General features: G+C 40.1%; 13 protein-coding genes and 1 pseudogene. 4 read left to right on the forward strand and 10 right to left on the reverse strand.

Features of this window, described 5'->3' with window-relative positions; all coding sequences use genetic code 11:
* Positions 1-44: 44 nt before the first annotated feature.
* Positions 45-5,486, forward strand: coding sequence for a trifunctional serine/threonine-protein kinase/ATP-binding protein/sensor histidine kinase (locus V7K53_RS01275; protein WP_335195879.1), 5,442 nt, complete (start codon positions 45-47; stop codon positions 5,484-5,486).
* 8 nt (positions 5,487-5,494) lie between these two features.
* Here V7K53_RS01275 and V7K53_RS01280 read toward each other — a convergent pair whose 3' ends face one another.
* The 3 genes from V7K53_RS01280 to V7K53_RS01290 form a co-directional block, all read right to left on the reverse strand.
* Positions 5,495-6,343, reverse strand: coding sequence for a hypothetical protein (locus V7K53_RS01280; RefSeq protein ID WP_335195880.1), 849 nt, complete (start codon positions 6,341-6,343; stop codon positions 5,495-5,497).
* Between the two features lie 129 nt (positions 6,344-6,472).
* Positions 6,473-8,740, reverse strand: a complete 2,268-nt coding sequence (locus V7K53_RS01285) for a caspase, EACC1-associated type (protein WP_335195881.1) — start codon at positions 8,738-8,740, stop codon at positions 6,473-6,475.
* A gap of 60 nt (positions 8,741-8,800) precedes the next feature.
* The gene (locus V7K53_RS01290) at positions 8,801-9,181 is read right to left on the reverse strand and encodes a hypothetical protein (RefSeq protein ID WP_335195882.1); all 381 of its coding nucleotides are present in this window, start codon (positions 9,179-9,181) and stop codon (positions 8,801-8,803) included.
* Between the two features lie 802 nt (positions 9,182-9,983).
* On the opposite strand from V7K53_RS01290, the gene V7K53_RS01295 reads away from it, so the two are divergent.
* The gene (locus V7K53_RS01295; RefSeq protein ID WP_335195883.1) at positions 9,984-10,763 is read left to right on the forward strand and encodes a cysteine hydrolase family protein; all 780 of its coding nucleotides are present in this window, start codon (positions 9,984-9,986) and stop codon (positions 10,761-10,763) included.
* A 116-nt stretch (positions 10,764-10,879) separates the two neighbouring features.
* On the forward strand, positions 10,880-11,335 hold the full coding sequence (locus V7K53_RS01300; protein WP_194042486.1) for a cupin domain-containing protein: 456 nt from the start codon (positions 10,880-10,882) through the stop codon (positions 11,333-11,335).
* 87 nt (positions 11,336-11,422) lie between these two features.
* Here the strand turns inward: V7K53_RS01300 and V7K53_RS01305 are convergent, their stop codons facing one another.
* The 7 genes from V7K53_RS01305 to V7K53_RS01335 form a co-directional block, all read right to left on the reverse strand.
* Positions 11,423-12,499, reverse strand: coding sequence for a 2-aminoethylphosphonate aminotransferase (locus V7K53_RS01305; protein WP_335195884.1), 1,077 nt, complete (start codon positions 12,497-12,499; stop codon positions 11,423-11,425).
* A gap of 8 nt (positions 12,500-12,507) precedes the next feature.
* A complete protein-coding gene (gene aepY, locus V7K53_RS01310; RefSeq protein ID WP_335195885.1) occupies positions 12,508-13,692 on the reverse strand; it encodes a phosphonopyruvate decarboxylase in 1,185 nt (394 codons plus the stop codon).
* 1 nt (position 13,693) lies between these two features.
* Positions 13,694-14,071 carry a hypothetical protein gene (locus V7K53_RS01315; RefSeq protein ID WP_335195886.1) on the reverse strand — a complete coding sequence of 126 codons (378 nt, stop codon included), beginning with the start codon at positions 14,069-14,071 and terminating at the stop codon, positions 13,694-13,696.
* A 23-nt stretch (positions 14,072-14,094) separates the two neighbouring features.
* Positions 14,095-15,750 (reverse strand): phosphoenolpyruvate mutase, encoded by a 1,656-nt coding sequence (gene aepX, locus V7K53_RS01320; protein WP_335195887.1) that lies wholly within the window; start codon positions 15,748-15,750, stop codon positions 14,095-14,097.
* Positions 15,751-15,984: 234 nt separating this feature from the next.
* The gene (locus tag V7K53_RS01325; RefSeq protein WP_335195888.1) at positions 15,985-16,740 is read right to left on the reverse strand and encodes a phosphocholine cytidylyltransferase family protein; all 756 of its coding nucleotides are present in this window, start codon (positions 16,738-16,740) and stop codon (positions 15,985-15,987) included.
* 178 nt (positions 16,741-16,918) lie between these two features.
* On the reverse strand, positions 16,919-17,632 hold the full coding sequence (locus V7K53_RS01330) for a 2OG-Fe(II) oxygenase (protein WP_335195889.1): 714 nt from the start codon (positions 17,630-17,632) through the stop codon (positions 16,919-16,921).
* A gap of 100 nt (positions 17,633-17,732) precedes the next feature.
* Positions 17,733-18,338, reverse strand: coding sequence for a CDP-alcohol phosphatidyltransferase family protein (locus tag V7K53_RS01335; RefSeq protein WP_335195890.1), 606 nt, complete (start codon positions 18,336-18,338; stop codon positions 17,733-17,735).
* Positions 18,339-18,687: 349 nt separating this feature from the next.
* Here V7K53_RS01335 and V7K53_RS01340 point away from each other — a divergent pair.
* Positions 18,688-18,885 (forward strand): annotated as a pseudogene (locus tag V7K53_RS01340) (IS4 family transposase); the annotation flags it as partial.
* Between the last annotated feature and the right edge of the window lie 294 nt (positions 18,886-19,179).

Consider the following 19,179-nt stretch of genomic DNA (forward strand, 5'->3'; position numbering starts at 1 on the left):
CAATATAAACAGGAAAAAATTAACCTTGGAAGGAAAAAAGAACTATGGTGGCACTGATCGGTTATCAAATACATGAGCTAATTTATTCGGGATCTAAAACCCTAGTACATCGCGGTATTAGAGAATCAGATCAAAAGCCAGTAGTAATTAAACTGTTGCGGCGTGAGTATCCCACATTTTATGAACTCGTGCGATTCCGCAATCAGTACACCATTGCGAAAAATCTAGATATTGACGGCATTATCAAAACTTATAGCCTGGAGAACTATCAAAACAGCTATGCCTTAGTCATGGAAGACTTGGGTGGCATTTCTCTCCAAGAAGAGATGGCTAAGTGGAGAGATAAAGGGATGGGGGCAACTGCTGATGGGTTGCAGACATTTTTTTACATTGCTTTGCAAATTGTCTCAATTCTTGATGGACTGTATCACAATCGGGTGATTCACAAAGACATCAAACCCGCCAATATTTTGATTAACCCCACCACAAAAGACATAAGACTGATCGATTTTAGTATTGCCTCCTTACTTTCCAGAGAAACGCAAACTCTGACTAATCCAAATATTCTAGAAGGGACATTAGCATACCTTTCTCCCGAACAAACTGGACGAATGAACCGGGGAATTGACTATCGCAGCGACTTTTATTCCTTGGGTGTCACCTTTTTTGAACTCCTCACTGGACAGTTACCTTTCAAATCTGATGAACCGATGGAGTTGGTGTATTGTCACTTGGCAAAGCTTTCTCCACAGGTACATAGTCTCAATCCCAACATTCCGCCAATTCTGTCTGAAATCATTGGCAAACTGATGGCAAAAAACGCCGAAGAGAGGTATCAGAGTGCATTGGGCTTGAAGTATGACTTAGAAATTTGCTGGCGTCAGTGGCGAGAAACTGGCAGGATTGATGTCTTTGAGTTAGGAATGCGAGATATTTGCGATCGCTTCATCATCCCAGAAAAGCTCTATGGTCGGCAAGCAGAAGTAGAAAGCTTACTCGCAGCATTTGATAGAGTAGCACAGGGAAACACTGAAATGATTTTAGTAGCAGGTTTCTCTGGTATTGGTAAAACTGCCGTTGTTAACGAAGTCCATAAACCCATTGTGCGACAACGAGGTTATTTTATCAAAGGGAAATATGACCAATTCCAACGCAACATTCCCTTGGGAGCTTTTGTACAAGCATTTCGAGATTTAATGGGACAATTACTTAGTGAAACCGATACTCAACTTGAACAATGGAAAGCCGCAATTCTCACAGCTTTGGGTGAAAATGCTCAAGTAATTATCGAAGTTATTCCCGAACTAGAAAAAATTATTGGGCAACAACCGCCAGTATCTGAACTTTCCGGGACTGCTGGACAAAATCGTTTCAATTTACTGTTTCAGAAATTTATCCAAGTTTTCACAACCAAGGAGCATCCTTTAGTGATGTTTCTTGATGATTTACAATGGGCAGATTCAGCATCTTTGAAGTTGATGCAATTGCTGATGAGTGAAGCTGAAATTCACTATATGTTAGTTATTGGTACTTATCGTGATAATGAAGTTTATCCAGGACATCCGTTAATATTGACATTAGAAGAAATTCATAAATCTAGAGAAACTATTAATACTATTATTTTAGATAATCTCAATCGCGTAGATGTAAAACATCTAATTAATGATACTCTTAAATGTGACTTATCAATTACCCAAAATCTTACAGATTTAGTATATCAAAAAACTCAAGGAAATCCCTTATTCACTAATCAATTCCTCAAATCGCTGCACGAAGAAAAGTTAATTAACTATAACTTTGATATGGGTCATTGGCAATGTGATATTGCTCAAGTTAGAGCATTAGCATTTACTGATGATTTGGTAGAGTTTATGGTGCTTCAGTTGCAGAAGTTACCAGAAGCAACTCAAAAAGTTTTGCAGCTTGCAGCTTCTATTGATAATCAGTTTGACTTAGCAACTCTCGCAATTGTCCATGAAAAATCTCTATCAGAGACAGCAGCAGACCTATGGAAAGCTTTGCAAGAAGGTTTGGTCATCCCCACAACTGAAGTTTACAAGTTTTATCAACAGGAGCCAGGAGCATCTCTAATTGCTTCTGATTCTTGGATGCTAGATTCTGGCTCCTGTTCCTATAAGTTTTTACACGATCGCGTTCAACAAGCTGCTTATTCTCTAATTCCTGAAGACCAAAAACAAACAGTACACCTCAAAATTGGACGATTAATTTTGAGGAATATTTCCCTTGAACAGCGCGAAGAATATCTCTTTAAATTAGTCAATCAGTTAAATTTGGGAGTCGAACTAGTTACTCAGCCAGAAGAACGAGAAGAACTAGCAAAATTAAATCTAACTGCAAGTCATAAAGCAAAGATTTCGACTGCTTATGAAGCTGCTATAGAATACACAAATTTTGGCATTAGATTACTTACAGAAGATTGTTGGCAATATCAGTATGAGTTAGCTTTGGCACTGTACTCGACATCTGCTGAGTTAGCCCATCTTAATGGTGATTTTGAACAAATGGAGCAATCGGTACAAGTAATATTAGAAAATGGCAAAACACTGCTCGATCAAGTCAAAGCCTACGAAGTTAAAATCTTATCTCAGGTAGCACAAAACAGAATGTGGGAGGCGATAAAAACGGGACTCCAAGTTCTCAAATTATTGGACATAGAACTACCAGAACAGCCAACACCAGAAGATATTTCTCGTGGACTACAGGAGACACAATTAGCTTTAGAGGGTAAAGCCATTGAAGACTTACTAGAGTTAAAAGTAATGACAGAGCCAGATAAGTTAGCAGCTATGAATATCTTGACAAATATTGCTGCTGCTGCTTATTTAGTTATCCCCGAACTCTATCCTTTAATACTGTTTAAACAAGTTATTTTATCTCTCAAGTATGGAAATACTGGTAATTCTCTCTATGGATATTCATGTTATGGATTGATTCTGTATACTTTTCTGGGAGATGTCGAATCTGGTTATCAATTCGGTCAACTGACTCTCAGGTTATTAGACAAATTGAATGCTAAAGAATTCATAGCTAAGACCTATGCGGTTGTTTATGGCTCTTTGAATTCTTGGAAAAATCATATTAGAGAACTTTTGTATCCTATACAATCAGCCTATTCTAGCGGGCTAGAAACAGGAGATTTAGAATTTGCAGGTTACTGTGCATTTATTTATTCCATGAATTCATATTTGGCTGGTAAAGAATTATCTTCTGTAGTACAAATAATAGCAAATTATAGTCAAGGACTCGCACAACTTCGCCAAGAACCATCGCTAATTAGAAATGAGCTTTATCGGCAGGCAGTGCTTAACTTACTCTCAAGAAATGAAAATCCTTGTCGTTTAATTGGTGATGCTTACAATGAAGAAACTATGCTACCTCTTCATCAGCAAAATTATGATAAAACCATGATTTGTTCATTGTATTTTAATAAATTGGTTCTCTGTTATTTATTTGGTGAGTATACTGATGCGATTGAAAATGCTGAAATAGCACTGAATTCTTTAGATAGTCTGATTGGAAGTATTATTGTTCCTCTATTTCATTTTTATGATTCTCTGAGCCAATTAGCCGTATATTATGATGCTTCTGAAGACGAGCAAGGATTCATTTTGAAACGAGTTACAGCCAATCAGGAAAAAATGCAGAATTGGGCGCATCATGCACCGATGAATCATTTACATAAGTTTTATTTAGTGGAGGCTGAACGCTATCGCATTCTTGGTGAATATATCCAAGCAATGGAAATGTACGATCGCGCCATTCAAGAAGCCAAAGAAAACGAATATATCCAAGAAGAAGCTCTCGCTCACGAACTCGCCGCCAAATTTTATTTAGGATGGGGTAAAGAACAAATTGCCCAAACCTATCTCACAAACGCTTACTACTGCTATGTTCGTTGGGGCGCTAAAGCCAAAGTTTATGACTTAGAAAAACGTTATCCTCAATTACTTACCCCGATTCTCCAATCGGAAACAATTCGCCTCAATTCCACAGAAATAGCATCTACTCTCCATAATAAAATGCCTCTGTCTAGTTTTAATGCTGGTGCAACAATTTCATCTAGTAGTACAAGTATTTCCGAAGCTTTAGATTTAGCAAGTGTTCTCAAAGCCTCTCAAGCACTATCTAGCGAAATTCATTTAGAGAAGTTGTTGTCGATATTAATGCAAGTGGTGATGGAAAATACCGGAGCCAAAAAATCTGCTTTAATTTTACTCAAGGATAATATTTGGGCGATCGAAGCAATTGCAACATTCCAGAAAGCGCCAACTATTCTGCAATCTATTTCCATTGAGTTTAGCCAAGATATCCCTCTAACTGCAATTAACTATGTCAAACGCACCTTAGAAACATTGGTAATTGATGATGCGACTGCGAACAATTCCTTCACCTCCGACTCCTACATTATCCGACAACAACCCAAGAGTTTACTGTGTACCCCTATTCTCCATCAAGGGAAGTTAATCGGCATCCTTTACTTAGAAAATAATCTCATTGCTGGAGTATTTACCCATGATAGACTCCAAGTAATAAACCTATTGTGTTCGCAAGCTGCCATTTCCTTAGAAAATGCTTCTCTTTATCAGCGATCGCAAGAGAATGCCCAACAATTAGAACACTCACTTACAGATTTAAAACACATGCAACTACAACTGGTACAAAGTGAGAAAATGTCAGCATTAGGTAATTTAGTTGCAGGTGTAGCCCACGAAATCAACAATCCTGTAGGCTTTATTGCAGGTAATATCCAACCTGCTGTTGATTTGGTTGAAGATTTGTTTCACCTCATTGAGCTTTATCAAGAAAAGTTTCCAAATCCGGGTATAGAAATTGAAGAAGAAATTGCCGAAATTGACCTAGAATATATCCGAGAAGATTTGCCAAAAATGATTTCTTCGATGAAATTAGGTATTGACCGAATTCGGAGTATTAGCAACAGTTTGCGAATCTTTTCTAGGGCAGATACAGAAAACAAAGTTGCTTTTAATATTCATGATGGGATCGACAGTGCAATTTTGATTCTGAAGCATCGCTTAAAAGCATCAGAACTACATCCAGAGATTAAAGTTGTGAAAAAATATGGAGATATATCTTTAGTCAAATGTTTTCCTGGGCAACTGAATCAAGTATTTATGAATTTATTGGCAAATGCCATTGATGCTTTAGAGGAGTCCAATATTGGACATAGTTTTCACGATATTAATAATAAAATTGAGATTAAAACTTGTTTTAGTGAAGACAAACATCATGTTTTAATTTACATTCAAGATAATGGGATGGGAATGTCTGATGAAGTCAAACAAAAGATTTTTGACCATTTATTTACAACTAAATCTGTCGGTAAAGGTACAGGATTAGGATTAGCGATCGCCCAGCAAATTATTGTAGAAAAACATGGCGGTACTCTGGAAGTTAATTCTGTGCAGGGAGAGGGGACAGAATTTGTAATTCAAATTCCAATTTAAAATTACCCCTATTGGCGCGGGTAGCCAAAGCTAAGATGGCTGCCAATGAGTGTGTAGAAATCATTTGGCGCGTGTGCAGCACCCGCTGCACAACCTGGAACTTTGCACTTATCGCTAACAGTTTGAGCGACTTTAGAAAGCTCACTAGTGTGTGATGTCATGTCCCATCCTTCGCCACCATAGCTTGTGGTTTTTTCAATATTATGCAAAACGATCGCTTCCAGCCGCCAACCATTGATTTTGCACTCGCCCAAGCGATAAATTTTAGACAATGCTGGATTTGATAAAGCTAAACGTAATTCCTTTTCTATTTGTAAAAAGTCAGGCTTTTCTGGCTGCATCTGCAAGTAAGCAAGCAATTCTGCGGCTGATGTGCCAGTTCTAAAAAACACCGATGCGTAACCGTCTCCTCCAGAAACGATTCTCCAATCAACTAAGGTGAGTTCTGGTGACTGCGCCAGCGCCACAATCAACGAGGTATCAGTTTGGTTATCTATGCCAGTTATGCCACCATAACCAGACTCGATGCCAAAATTGCGATCGCAAACACCAATGATTTGCCAGACATAGTGTGCAACAGTAACTATAGGTTCATCTCTTTGTATACCCGACATAACTTCAGCATAGTTACTCTGGTCAACATACAAATCGTAAGAACCTGGAGTATTGGAGTTTCCACATGGTGCATTGATTAATTTGCCAACAAAGTGGCAGTGTTCAAAACCAGACAGTGGATGCTGGCGCACCAAAGCAGCAAGGCGTTCAGCATCAGACGGAGCAAAAGTAGCGTTGAAATAGTAATGAGGCCCTTGTCCGCACTCATTGATTTCCCAGAACCAATCCTGAAATTTACCCATTATGTAAAGATACACACAACAAACGACCAAGGTAACTGGTGAAAGATAACATTGAACACCCACGATATAATCTCTAGGCGATCGGATTCAGTTTCTCCATCTTGGCCTTACGAGAAACACGTCTCAGAATTATTCTCCTAATATCTGCTTTCTTAAAAATTCACTTTTCTCTTGGGATAAACGATAAATTGTCGGTTCGGCTTTTCCAATTATATGACCTTGCACATAGCTAATACCTAATTTTTTCAATTGATTGAGTGTAACAGGTGAATTTTCATCTAAGCCCTCAACAATTATACTTGCTGGGTTGAGTGGATTTGTTGTTGCAACTATTTGTTGAACAAACTGGATAATAACATTAACTGGTTCGTGATAAAGAATTTCACGGTCAATTTTTACATAAGGTGGATTAAGTCCTGCTAATCGAGAGACTGACGCATAACCAACTCCAAAATCATCAATCCCAAATTTAATTTTTAACTCCTGAACATATTTAGACAATCTAATTTTAAATGTATCTAAAGGAGATTTAAGCTTCACTCCATCTTGATAAATTGGCAAATCAGATTTTTCGGAAATTTCTAAAATTAGTTTTTTGGCTGTAATGTGATTGCTTGTTCCTTCTTTAACAATCTCACGAACAGTCTCAAAATATGCAGTTCGCATCAGAGACTCTGGATACACATTCACTGATAGAGGAAGTATTTCATGAGATCTACTTTGTTTTGCTTCAATTAATGCTCGTCTATAGCTATCAGCCGCCAGATTAAGAAGAACTTGGTCTAACTCAATTGTAAATTTACGTCCCCATAACTCAGCAGCATAGAACAGATCAACAGGAGCTATTAAGCTATCTGGATCGCGAGCAAGGGCTTCCCAACCACTAATTGAAAATGTATCTAAATCAAGAATAGGTTCAAAATATATAACAATTTTAGCTAGACGCTCACAAAAAAGATGAAACCTTTTCTCATAGAAAGAAAAAGGAACAAAGCCGTAATTCTTTTTCAAGTTATCAAGAATTTTTGCCTCAACTCTTGTAGGTTGGAGATATAATTCCTGGCTAGCTTCGTAGAAACTAGATATGATTGTACAGTAAGCATCACTAAGTAAATAAGAATCTTTTAACAAACCACAGACTAATATAAATTCATTGTCTAATGTATCTAAAGGTATCAATATAAAAGCTTTAGATGCTGATTCTTGCTCATCATAGTGAATTCTGTAAATCCCCTGATGATCTGAAGTAAAGATAGAATTAATTGGAATATTAGAAAGAATTTTATTTTTTAAGATGTTGGCATAAGCATCATCATCAATAATTTCACTAAAATTGCTTTGTGCCTTTATATTCCAACTATTTTGATTTTCGACGCGATGCATTACAAACACTAAATCTGCGTCTGAAGTTTGTCTAATAACTTCAAGAATAAAATTTTGAACTGTAGCTGCTGTATCTCCAGTGTTATTAGATAAATATTTAACAGAATATTCTCCTAATCGTTCAGCTAATCTGCTAATAAAGGATTCAAAAGGTTGTAATAAGCTTGGGATAGGATTATAGTACCTAGTATTACTTAGCTTTTTAGAATATTCTAATTTAATTTCTCCGATGTTAATCTTGGTCTGAATTGTTTCTAAAACTGGAATGGGCATAGATTTTGCTTTCGCTAATATGATTTCAAAGCCCTTATCTCTTAGGACAATAATTTTAGGAGTCATACTAGGAATAACTTCTTGGATTTTGCTAGTAGCAAACTCATGAAGCTCTAATATCGATACTTGTCCATCTTTATTAAGATCGCCTGCTCCTGTTTCGATGCCTTCTACTAAATAACGAGTATAAACAGATAGTTCTGAACCCTGTTGTTCAAAAGAATACTCAGTAGAACTAGAGGATGTCAGAACTACTCGTCCTTCTGAACCTAGTTGTCCTTGTAAATCAACGGAATCGTCATTTTTAGCAGATAGAATTGGATCAAATGCTCCACTAAAACAGCAGTCGAGTATAATTACTTGCCGCTTCGCACGGCTACGTTTCATTACTTCATGAATAAAGTTTGCAGGGACAGCAGTTGACCGTACTAATTCTCCCTTTGAGTTTTTCTTTGTTGCGCGAGTTGCAAAGTATAAATTACCAGTATCATCCTTAATGCCATGCCCAGAAAAATAGAAAAGTATTAAATCTTCTTTAGTTCTCTCTGAGAAAAGTGCTTCAATTTCGTACTGCATTGTCTGGGGATCGGGATTTTTTAAACTCTTTAGCTCGTTAAAATCTCCCAGATCGGGGTCTTGTAAAACCCGACGCAATGCTTCAATATCTTTCGCTGCTGCTGGTAGAGGGCTTAATCCAGGTTCGTATTCATCGACTCCAATTAACAATGCTATTTTTGCCATTTTAATATCTTTAATATTGCGGTAAAAAACTAAAAATTATTTGCTGTTTTTATAGGACTTTTATTTATCTCCTATAAATTCCTGAGCAGCTTTAATAGCAAGCTCTAATTCTTCTCGACTATGAGCAGATACTTTCAATTTCTTACCATTTGCCTCTACCTCTAGCTGAATAGATTTTCCGCCAAGACGATCGCCCAAAAACCTGAATAATTTTTTTGTATTATCTATATTGAATTCTGCTATTAGCATTCCTACTAAAAAACCACCTAAAGCTTTATTGCCTTCTGGAGGATTGGGATCGTGTACACGCTCCACATTTTCTATTTCATCCATCTCTTTCAGTTCAGCTATGAACCATTGAACCTGCTCATCTTGCTCTGTAGGTTCTAAATTTATATCGTTGAAATTAAACGTAAGTCTTACATTAGATTTATTCGCCATTCTTTTTTGCCTTATGCAGTTCCTTTATAAGGGGTTGTTTGAAAAGTGTTCCCCTGTGACTTGAAGCACTTTTAGATCCCCCTAGCCTTAAAAAGTGGGGATTTAGAGGGATCTAAAACTTTTGATACCGACCAGGAGACTTTTCAAACATTTTCTAAGGGGTATCTACGTAATTGCTTTTTTATAGTAGATTGTAGGTCATTAATATTACCTGAAAAAGTAGTGTATCAAAAATTATACAACTTCATTCTAGCTTGACCATAACCCAGATTTCTGACTTGTGAAAAAAATCATTTACATAAGCTGGATGATAGATGATTTTTTTGATACATCACCAGCTTATATTCAAGAACAAAAATACACTACGTAAAAACCCACAAAATCAGATAAAAAAGCACAACTTATCGTTTTATACGGAAATCATAATGATGTAGAAATAAAATTAAGTAGGTCAAATTTAGGCTTAAAAAAGACAGCAAACACAGGGACTGGTTGAATTAACACAATTTTTAACTTTGCTTCACTTGCGATCGCATTTTAAGTGGATGTGGGCGTTGAAAAAGCCAGGTAGTAATAGCTCGTTTTTGCCATCTATGACAGTGCCAATTACTTGTAGATTGGGGCAAATGGCTACGGTTGCACCATTTACAATCTATACATCTACCGTTGCATAATCATCACTGACGGCAATCAAAATATTCTAGATAATGAAATTTACCATATTTAACCTTGATTAAGTAATTGTATTTTGACTTGAATTTCAAGTTACAAAATAGAAAATGGTGTTGGGTACTGAAATTTTATGAATCTACCATTACGGACATTGGGAGTTGCACCAAATGCGTGGACAGTGAATGATGCGATCGCAGATATCACTCGTCCTCAAAAGACCCCACAACCCGTTATCTTATCAACAGAAACTAAAACCCTGCGCCTAGATTTGGCAAAGACTGCTATCCTCGTCATTGATATGCAAAACGACTTCTGTCACCCTGATGGTTGGTTAGCGCATATCGGCGTGGACGTAACTCCGGCGCGTCAGCCTATTGAACCTTTAAACAACTTACTTCCCGAACTGCGTGAGGTTGGCGTTCCAGTCATTTGGGTAAATTGGGGAAATCGTCCCGACTTGCTCAATATTAGTGCTAGTTCGCGCCACGTCTATAATCCCACAGGGGAAGGTGTGGGATTGGGCGATCCACTACCAAGCAATGGTGCTAGAGTACTCATGGCAGGTAGTTGGGCAGCGGCAGTAGTAGACGAGCTAGAACAGATACCCGAAGATATTCGTGTGGATAAATACCGCATGAGTGGGTTTTGGGATACACCATTAGATAGTATCTTGCGGAATTTGGGAAGGACAACATTATTTTTTGCTGGTGTCAATGCCGATCAATGTGTGCTAACCACGTTATGTGATGCCAACTTCTTAGGATATGACTGCGTATTGGTTAAAGACTGCACCGCCACAACTTCTCCTGAATATTGTTGGCAGGCGACATTGTATAATGTCAAACAATGCTTCGGTTTTGTCACTGACTCGCAAAGAATTTTAACAGCGCTGCAAAATGGTCAGGAGTGAGGAGTTAGGAATAATTAGTGATTTTGTGATTTAGAGATACAGTTAACAACTTAATATTCAAGACTTGGATTTTAGGAATCTTCATACCCATCGATAACTTCAGAGGGGATAAATAAATGTACGCTACTCGTTGTGTAATTCCGGTTATCAAATCTAGCAAAGATTACCAAGTATATCGCATTAGTCCCGACGCCTCTAATCGATTAGCAATTATCTTCGATTCGACAAATGCTAATACTTCTTTGACTTGCTGCATAGAAATTTTTGATGTTGGTGGACAAACACCCCCAAATCGCCATCAGTGGGCGGTGGAAATGTTTTTCGTTCTCAAAGGGGAAGCGATCGCTATATGTGACGGCAAGAGTGCCACGATCAAAGCTGGAGATAGTTTATTAGTGCCTCCTACTGGTACTCATTTGATTAAAAATACTGGTTCTACTCGCTTGTACACGTTGACTGTGATGATTCCCAATGAAGACTTTTCGGAATTGATTCGCAGTGGGATTCCGGCGGAGTTAGATGAAGAAGATATGGCAGTAATAGGGAGATTTGATGCTTTGATGCCTTGTTAAATTGAAGGAGGCAGGGGGCAGGAGGAGCAAATAATCATCCAGATATTCGTTCTTCGTTCCCATGAATATTATGGGAACGAGAGAATATTATGAATTACCAATAATTTGTTTAACAACACCAACAAAGCGTTCCATGTCGGCTTGGGTAATGGCTCCCATTGTCGAGACTCGAAAGATTGATTGAGCTAAATTTCCCTGTCCAGAATAAATTATATAATCTCGTGCTTTCAGTTGGTCGTGAAATTCTTCATAGCTGAAACCGTCTGGCAAGTAGTAAGCATTCAAGACAACGGATGAACTGCCAAGAGGAAGTAGGGGTTTAATTCCGATTGAGGCTAACCCTTCTCTGACTAAGCTGGCAAGTTGGTTGTAATGGCTGTGTCTAGCACGCCAACCTCCTGCTTCTGTCATTTCTTGCAAAGCTTCTGTTAAAGCATAAAAAGTCTGTACTGATTGCGTAAAAGGTGTGCCGCCTCGTTCTTGCTGCTGGTAATAGCTTGCTAAATCTAAATATAAGGTGCGGGGGATCGTGTCTACTGACGGCAGTGCATTCCGTTGCAGGATAACAAAAGACGTTCCCGGTACACCATGCAGACATTTATTGGCTGTTGCAGCGCAAGCGGTGATTCCCCAATCTGCAAAATTTAATTCCTCAGCACCAAAGCTGCTGACTGCATCTACTAATAGTTTGATGCGGCGTTTTTGGCAAATTGGCGCAAGTTCCGCCAAATTATTTAAGCGACCGGTAGTAGTTTCGTGATGGACGACAGCAAGGTGGGTGATGTCGGTGTTTTCATCCAGGAGTTTGACTAAAGCCTTGATATCTATTTCGCCATCCCAAGGATGGGAAAGTGTAATGTAATTAATGCCGTGGATTTTGGCAATTTTGGAAAGTCGTTCGCCATATACACCGTTTTCAATTACCAGCAATTTCCCGTCTGTGGGTACTAAACTGCTAATCATCGCTTCCATCGCTGCGGTTCCAGAACCAGTGAGGAGAACTGCTGCCCAGCCGCTTCCAAGACCATAGACTTGAAGTAATTGTTCGCGGATTCTGCTTTGAAGTTGGGAAAATTCCACTTCACGGTGACACAAATCGGGATGCAACAGGGCATTTCTAACGCGATCGCTTAAATTAACGGGGCCGGGATTTAGTAAAATCATTACCAAAGTTAGGAGTTAGGAGTTAGGAGTTGCCAGTTAGAACCAATATGGTTCATAAAGCGTTGTAAAACTGCTTCCGGGGTGAGGTTGGGTCTGGGTAGCTTTTCTAAAGTTCCGGGACGGATTTTTAAATGAGCAAATTTAGGTCTAGTGTTAGCATCTGCGGTAAATAAGGCATCTAAAAGCGAAGGGTCATCTCCGGCTAATGTAACGCCGTAACCGCAGGCTTCGGCAATCTTGGCAAAAGATATACTCGCAGAAACAGTGGCTTGTGCGCCTGTGGAATCGTGGACTTCATTATCTAACAGAATATGGGTCAAGTTAGCACCGCCATAAGTGCCGATGGTAGCAAAATTACCCATTCGCATTAATGCTGCCCCATCGCCATCAATTACTACTACCTTCAGGTCTGGACGTGCTAAGGATAATCCCAATCCCATTGAGGAAACGCAGCCCATCGATCCGACCATATAAAGATGATTGGCGCTGTCTTTACTGGCGAAGAGTTCGCGCCCCGTGTATCCGGTGGTGGCAATTACTACAGTGTTTTCTGGTTCGGTAAGTTCCACAATCCGAGCTAATGCTTCGCTGCGAGAAATGCGTTGTTCTTTGTTATCCCGATAAAAGCTTTGCTGAATATGAGCGCTACTACTATTTTCTCGTTCGGGGATAGAAGAACGGGTGAGTGCATGGGGTGCAATAGCTCCTTTACGCATGATTAAAGCATAAGGACAGCGCTCTTGTTGCATATAGGCTGTGGCTCTTTGCAGAACGGGTTCTATTTGTGCTGCATCTGTGGGAAAAAATTCCCAAGGTATAGTCATTGTTTGCAGCAATTTCTCTGTAATTTGCCCCATTAATTGATGTTGCGGTTCATCTTGCAACACGCGATCGCCTCGCAGGGTACAAATCAGCAACAGTGGAATCCTAAAGATGTAAGTGAGGGAGGTTAGCGGGTTAACTGCATTCCCCAAACCAGAGTTTTGCATCATCACCACTCCTGGTTTACCAGCAATTGCGGCTCCAGCTGCGATCGCTACCGCATCTCCCTCATTGGCTGCGGAGATATATCTAAGTTGAACATCATTGATGACGTAGTTAATAAAAGGCGTGAGAAAAGAACAGGGTACACCGGTGTACCACCCAAAGCCAAGATTACGCGCAGCTTCTACAAATTCTTCTGCCTGGATCATATTAAGAGATGGGGGATGGAAAGTAAGCGGTAGCGAGTGAGGAAGGGGGATTGGGGACTGGAGAGTTGATAGGAAAGATTATTAATTCGACCTCTGAACTCAAAACTTCAACCTCCGAACTCGGAACTTTGACCTCCGAACTCGGAACTTTGACCTCAGAACTCGGAACTTCAGCCTCCGAACTCGGAGCTTTGACCTCAGAACTCGGAACTTCAGCCTCCGAACTCGGAGCTTTGACCTCAGAACTCGGAACTTCAGCTTCAGAACTCCGAACTTCAGCTTCAGAACTCAAACCTTCGACCTCTGAACTCGGAACTTCAGCCTCTGAACTCAAACTTTCGACCTCAGAACTCGGAACTTCAACCTCACAATTCCCCATGCCCAATGCCCAATGCCCCACTCCTATTGTTTTAATTGAAAAGCAAGGTCAAGATCGTCTAAAGAATTAACATCTAACCAGTTACCGCGAATATAAAGTACCTTGATCGGTTTGCCTTGCTCGATTAAATAATTGCATAATTCTGGCAAACCCAGACTGTTGAATTCCGGTTGTTTTTGCAAGTCATTGAGTGCTTCACTAACCCATTGTCTACCTTGACTCCGCAAACGCAGCATCCCAATCCAGCGGCCGCTAGACTTTCCTAATTGCGTTTGTGTGGTTTTAGAAATATCCAACAGGTTGACATCCTGTCCAAACAGAGAAAGATCGTCTGGAATTGAGCAATAGGCGTAGTCAGGTGAACCGCTAACAGACTTGCTGTTGGCCACAGAATCAACAACAGCCACAATTTCTCCGGGACATTCTAATAAATCTCGCAAGATGTAGCTTCTAAATAGTAAATCGCCGTAAAGCACCAGCATTTCTTCGCCAAAACTGGCTTGAGCGCAGGCTAAGGATGCTAATTCTCCCGTTGTTTCATAATCTGGGTTACAGATGACTTTAGTCCCCGGAACATCGATCGTTTCTGCTTTGTAACCGGCGACAACGGTAATATCATTGATGGCAAGTTTCTTAAATTTATCCACCAACAACCTGAGCAAAGGTTTACCTCCAAGGGGTAACATTACTTTTGGTTTATCTTGCGTCAATCCGGCTAATTCTTTGCCTCTGCTAGCAGCCAGAACGATCGCTTGGGTATTTTGTCGTCCATTGTTAAAGTAGCGTTTTTCAGCTTCTTGGAGTTCATCCGCCCCTTGTAGCCGGAAAATTTCTTTTACAGGAGCAATATCATCTTCAATGTTGATTAAAGTTTCGCTGGCTTTCACTTCACGTGCGATCGCTTGCATACTAGCAACAGCAGCTCGAATCAGATGGTTTGCCCAGATGACCAAATTAACTTCAGCTTTGCGAAAAACATCAGTAGGCGTGCTGTAATATTTAGTCGGTATAAACACTAACGGGGAACGACCCGCCCATTCTTTAGCAAAGGCTAGCACTTGATCGGGGCGCGATGATTTACTGTGAATCAAGATCGCGGTTGCTCCGGCGGCGTGGTAAGCTTCAGCTCGGCGCAGTGCCTCCGAAAGATCCCAGCCGGCGATCAAAGCTTCGAGTCGGGCGACGATGCAAAAATCTGGATCTGTCTGACTATCTTTACCCGCCTTAATTTTGCCGCAGAATTCATCAATATCAGCTAAAGCTTGGCGGCTCCCGTTGATAAAGCTGTTGGTTTTGGGAAAAAGCTTATCTTCAATACAGACTCCAGCAATACCTCGCTGTTCTAACTTTTTGACCAAGCGGCGCATATTATTAAAGTTGCCATAACCAGTATCCCCATCTAACAAAATCGGGATGCTGGTGACATCAGACATGAACTCTAGCATTTCTACAACTTGAGTCCAACTGGCTTCATTATTATCTCGAACGCCATATTGAGCTGAAAGAGCTAATCCACTCGCCCAAATTCCTTTAAATCCTGCCTCTTCCACAATCCGGGCGCTAATCCCATTGTGAGCTTCCATAATGAAGTCAAGTTGAGGCGATTCTAGTAATAACCGCAATTGGGCACATTTATTTAATTTTGCAGAGGTATCATTGGGTGCAAATATTTGATGCATTTATTCTGCTTTTCTCAACCTATAGTAATAATGAAAGAAGAATTCAGAATCAATTTAGTGGGAGATTCAAACCCGCCTTATGTTTTTGACTACTAAATCTTTTTCACCCCTTGATTCACACTCTAGTAGCAAATAATTCATACTGAATTCTGACTCACTTCTCCTGTCGGAGACGCTGCGCGAACGACTACGCTCAGTAAACTCCTGACTCCTGAATTCTTTATAAACATATTTTCAGACATGTTCTGCGACTTCTATCTGAGGTAAAATCTCGTTTTGGGCGCGTTGAATATCCTGGGGAAAATCGATTTCGAGCCAAGGTAATCCAGTGATGTCTTCGTAGCCAAATGTTTCTGGAGTTTCTAAGAGCAAATCCCGAATTACTTCTTCATAAGGTTCATTATCCCGTTCGTCTGCAACATATTGTTCTGTGCGAATCGCAAGACGGCGAGCAACAGCACTTTCAAAACGAAAGAATCCCACTGACTCACCGACAAAATCATAAGCTAAACCAGGAGCTACTTGTTTACGAAACTCCACTAGATAATTATCTCTAACACAAAGCTTCACGGGTTCATCTCCCGGTTCAAAATCCCGATCTAGTAAAAAGCTGTTGGGGATATTTGTCTTTACCAGTCGTTCGATGATGCGGCGATCGCACAACACATCTGCATCCATTAATAATATGTCATCGCCAGCAACTAAATGCTGACGTACAGTCCAAAGGCTGATCGTACTGCCTTTGGTGTAGTCAGGATTATAAATTGTACTGACCCAATTTTCGGCTCCTAATGCTTTGATTTCATCCTGAATTCTTTCTGCTTGATAACCCACAGCAATCACTACTTCATCAATTTGGTAATGACGGAGATTGTTAAAATGGCGCTCTAGTAGAGATTTGCCGTTAAATTTCAGTAAGCATTTGGGTTGGATTTGCCCGTCTTTACCTAAGCGTTGTCCAACGCCAGCAGCTAAGATAATTGCCTTCATCGTCAAATCACCAACAGTAGCTTAGACACCAGGAAATCTGGAAATTTTCCCAGTATTTTATAATGACTGTTTTTTGCTCAAGACAATATTTGTTAATTAATTCTTAACATGGATCGGGCAGGAGGCAGTGTTTCGACTACGCTCAACAACCGGGCAGGAGGGATGTAAAATGGTGGTGCTAAGGGCGAAACACTTGACGAAAACCAAAATAGGCGATCGCGTCTTTCATATTTGAGACAAAACGTTTTAGCATACCCATACGGGTGTCGGTGACGTATTCCAAAGTCAAGACAATGCGCTGTTCGTTGTCACCTAAAGGAGTAACTCTGTGGTAAAGTTTGTCACCGTTGAATAATACTAGAGTACCAGGAGTTAAGGAGAGCGATCGCATTTGTGTCTCCCGTTCAGGAATATCTTTGTAGAGTTGATATTCTAACTTACTGGATGAATTATCAACCAAACCAAGCAACACTGTATAGCGTTTCCCGTGATAGTAAGAGGTATCGTAATGATACTGAATATGGTCTCCAGGCTCAGTGTAATAGTACAGTGCATAAGTATGGGGATCTGAATCAGGACAGGGAAGGAGTTTTTCTGCCGTAATTTTGTTCAGGAACTCGAAAAAGGCACTGAGTTGATAAAACTCTCCGAAAATCGGAGCAAGGTTGTCTAAGCTATAGCGGCTGATACTACCGCCCTTTTTATGATTGGGAATATAGTTGCGGTTGATAGCAGGTTGTAAAGATGGCAACAGCACCAAGAACTGCTCGATGATGGAGTTAGGCACAAAGTTCTCAACTACCAAAAATTCATTTTGAGCTTGAAACTCAGCTTGAAGTTTCTGGTAATCAATGGCTGCTATAGCTTTATCAATTTCAGTTTGAAGCTCCATTGATAATTTGATCCTAATATCAGGATTGCAAAAATAAACATACCATTCAATAAAGTTAAAAAGCCTGTTTTATTAGCTTTCTACCCAATACCCTGTTAGATTAGTTTGATTCCGGCTGCGGGAGTGTCCAAAATTGCCAAATTACCCATGTAGCAAAGGTTGGCGCTCCAATTGTCGCTGCCATTAATAACGGCTCTAGTCCATTCAACAAGGGAACTATGGGAAACAAATACAGCACGTCTTCAATGTCAAAGCCGGCGAAATTTGGTTGACGGCTGGCGTCTTTACCTAAACGTTGTTCCATTTGGTTTCGCAAATGAAAGATGCAAGCAACAGATACGCCAGATACTATCCCCATCACCAACGCCCACCAACCAAATTTTCCTTCCCTAAGACCATATCCAATACACACAAACAATAGAATATGGATGATGGCGTCACTAACAAGGTCATATTGATGTCCCCATTTGCTGCTTTTACCACTCAAACGGGCTAATTCACCGTCTGTATGATCGAGAAAGTTAGATAAAGCAAATAGCCATGCCCCAATGTTAACCCAAATGGTATTACCAACTGCGAGGGCGGCAGCCGCCGCCAACCCTGTCAAAAGTCGCACTGTAGTAAGATGATTGGGGTTTACCCAACTGTGTTTTAGAGGTTTAATTAGCCAGTAAGCAAGTTGAGCATCCCAAGGCTTTGCGATCATAGATGAACTTAAATTTGATGTGGTCTTGGAATATATATATAGCGGTTCTCGTTTGGATGCAACACGCGCTAGGGCAGCACTGCTATCATACCTGTCAACTTAAGCCGAAAACTATATTAGACAGGCGTTTTGCAAATCCCTCACGCCCTCATCCCCTAACCCCTTCTCCCAAAGGAGAAGGCAGGGTGGTTTCATACAAAGAAAGAAAAAATTTTGTGCAGTTGGTTAGCGCTCTTTTATTACTCTCGTCAGATTAAATTTGAAACCCTATTTTGGCGTTAGTCCGCGCAGGCGGACAAGAGTTTGTGTAGCCGCGATTTCTAATCGCTTGGATTATTCTCTCTCCAGAGTTGCTCAGTTCCGTCAAGATAATCATGGCTCTGGCATTCTCGATCTTAAGGCTTACTGTCGTGGTTTTCAATATGTTCGTGAAATGTTAAAAATGCTTCCAGAACAGCCTGAGCCTATTTTATTAGCCCAGATTTTTGCCAAGCTTACCTCTCTCGGTCGGATTCATAATGTTTCTACAGCCGTTGAACCCTCGTAAATTGGCGAAGGTATTGATATACAATGCCCGTTTTATATCAGGTTCGGTTAAATACTTATAACATCTGTAGGTTGGGTTGAGGAACGAAACCCAACGCTTGATCCTTGTTCATGTTGGGTTTCACTGCCGTTCAACCCAACTTACATTGATAAGTTTTATTATAAGTAATCACCCGAACTTGATATTATATACAGTTGAAAATTTGGCTCTTATTTTTCTTTTGCCAGAGTGACAGAACAGTGAATCATTTGAAGAATATGCTTTAGATGTGTTTTGAAGCAAAGACATCTAAGT

Source organism: Nostoc sp. (assembly GCF_036917355.1).
Lineage (GTDB): Bacteria > Cyanobacteriota > Cyanobacteriia > Cyanobacteriales > Nostocaceae > Nostoc.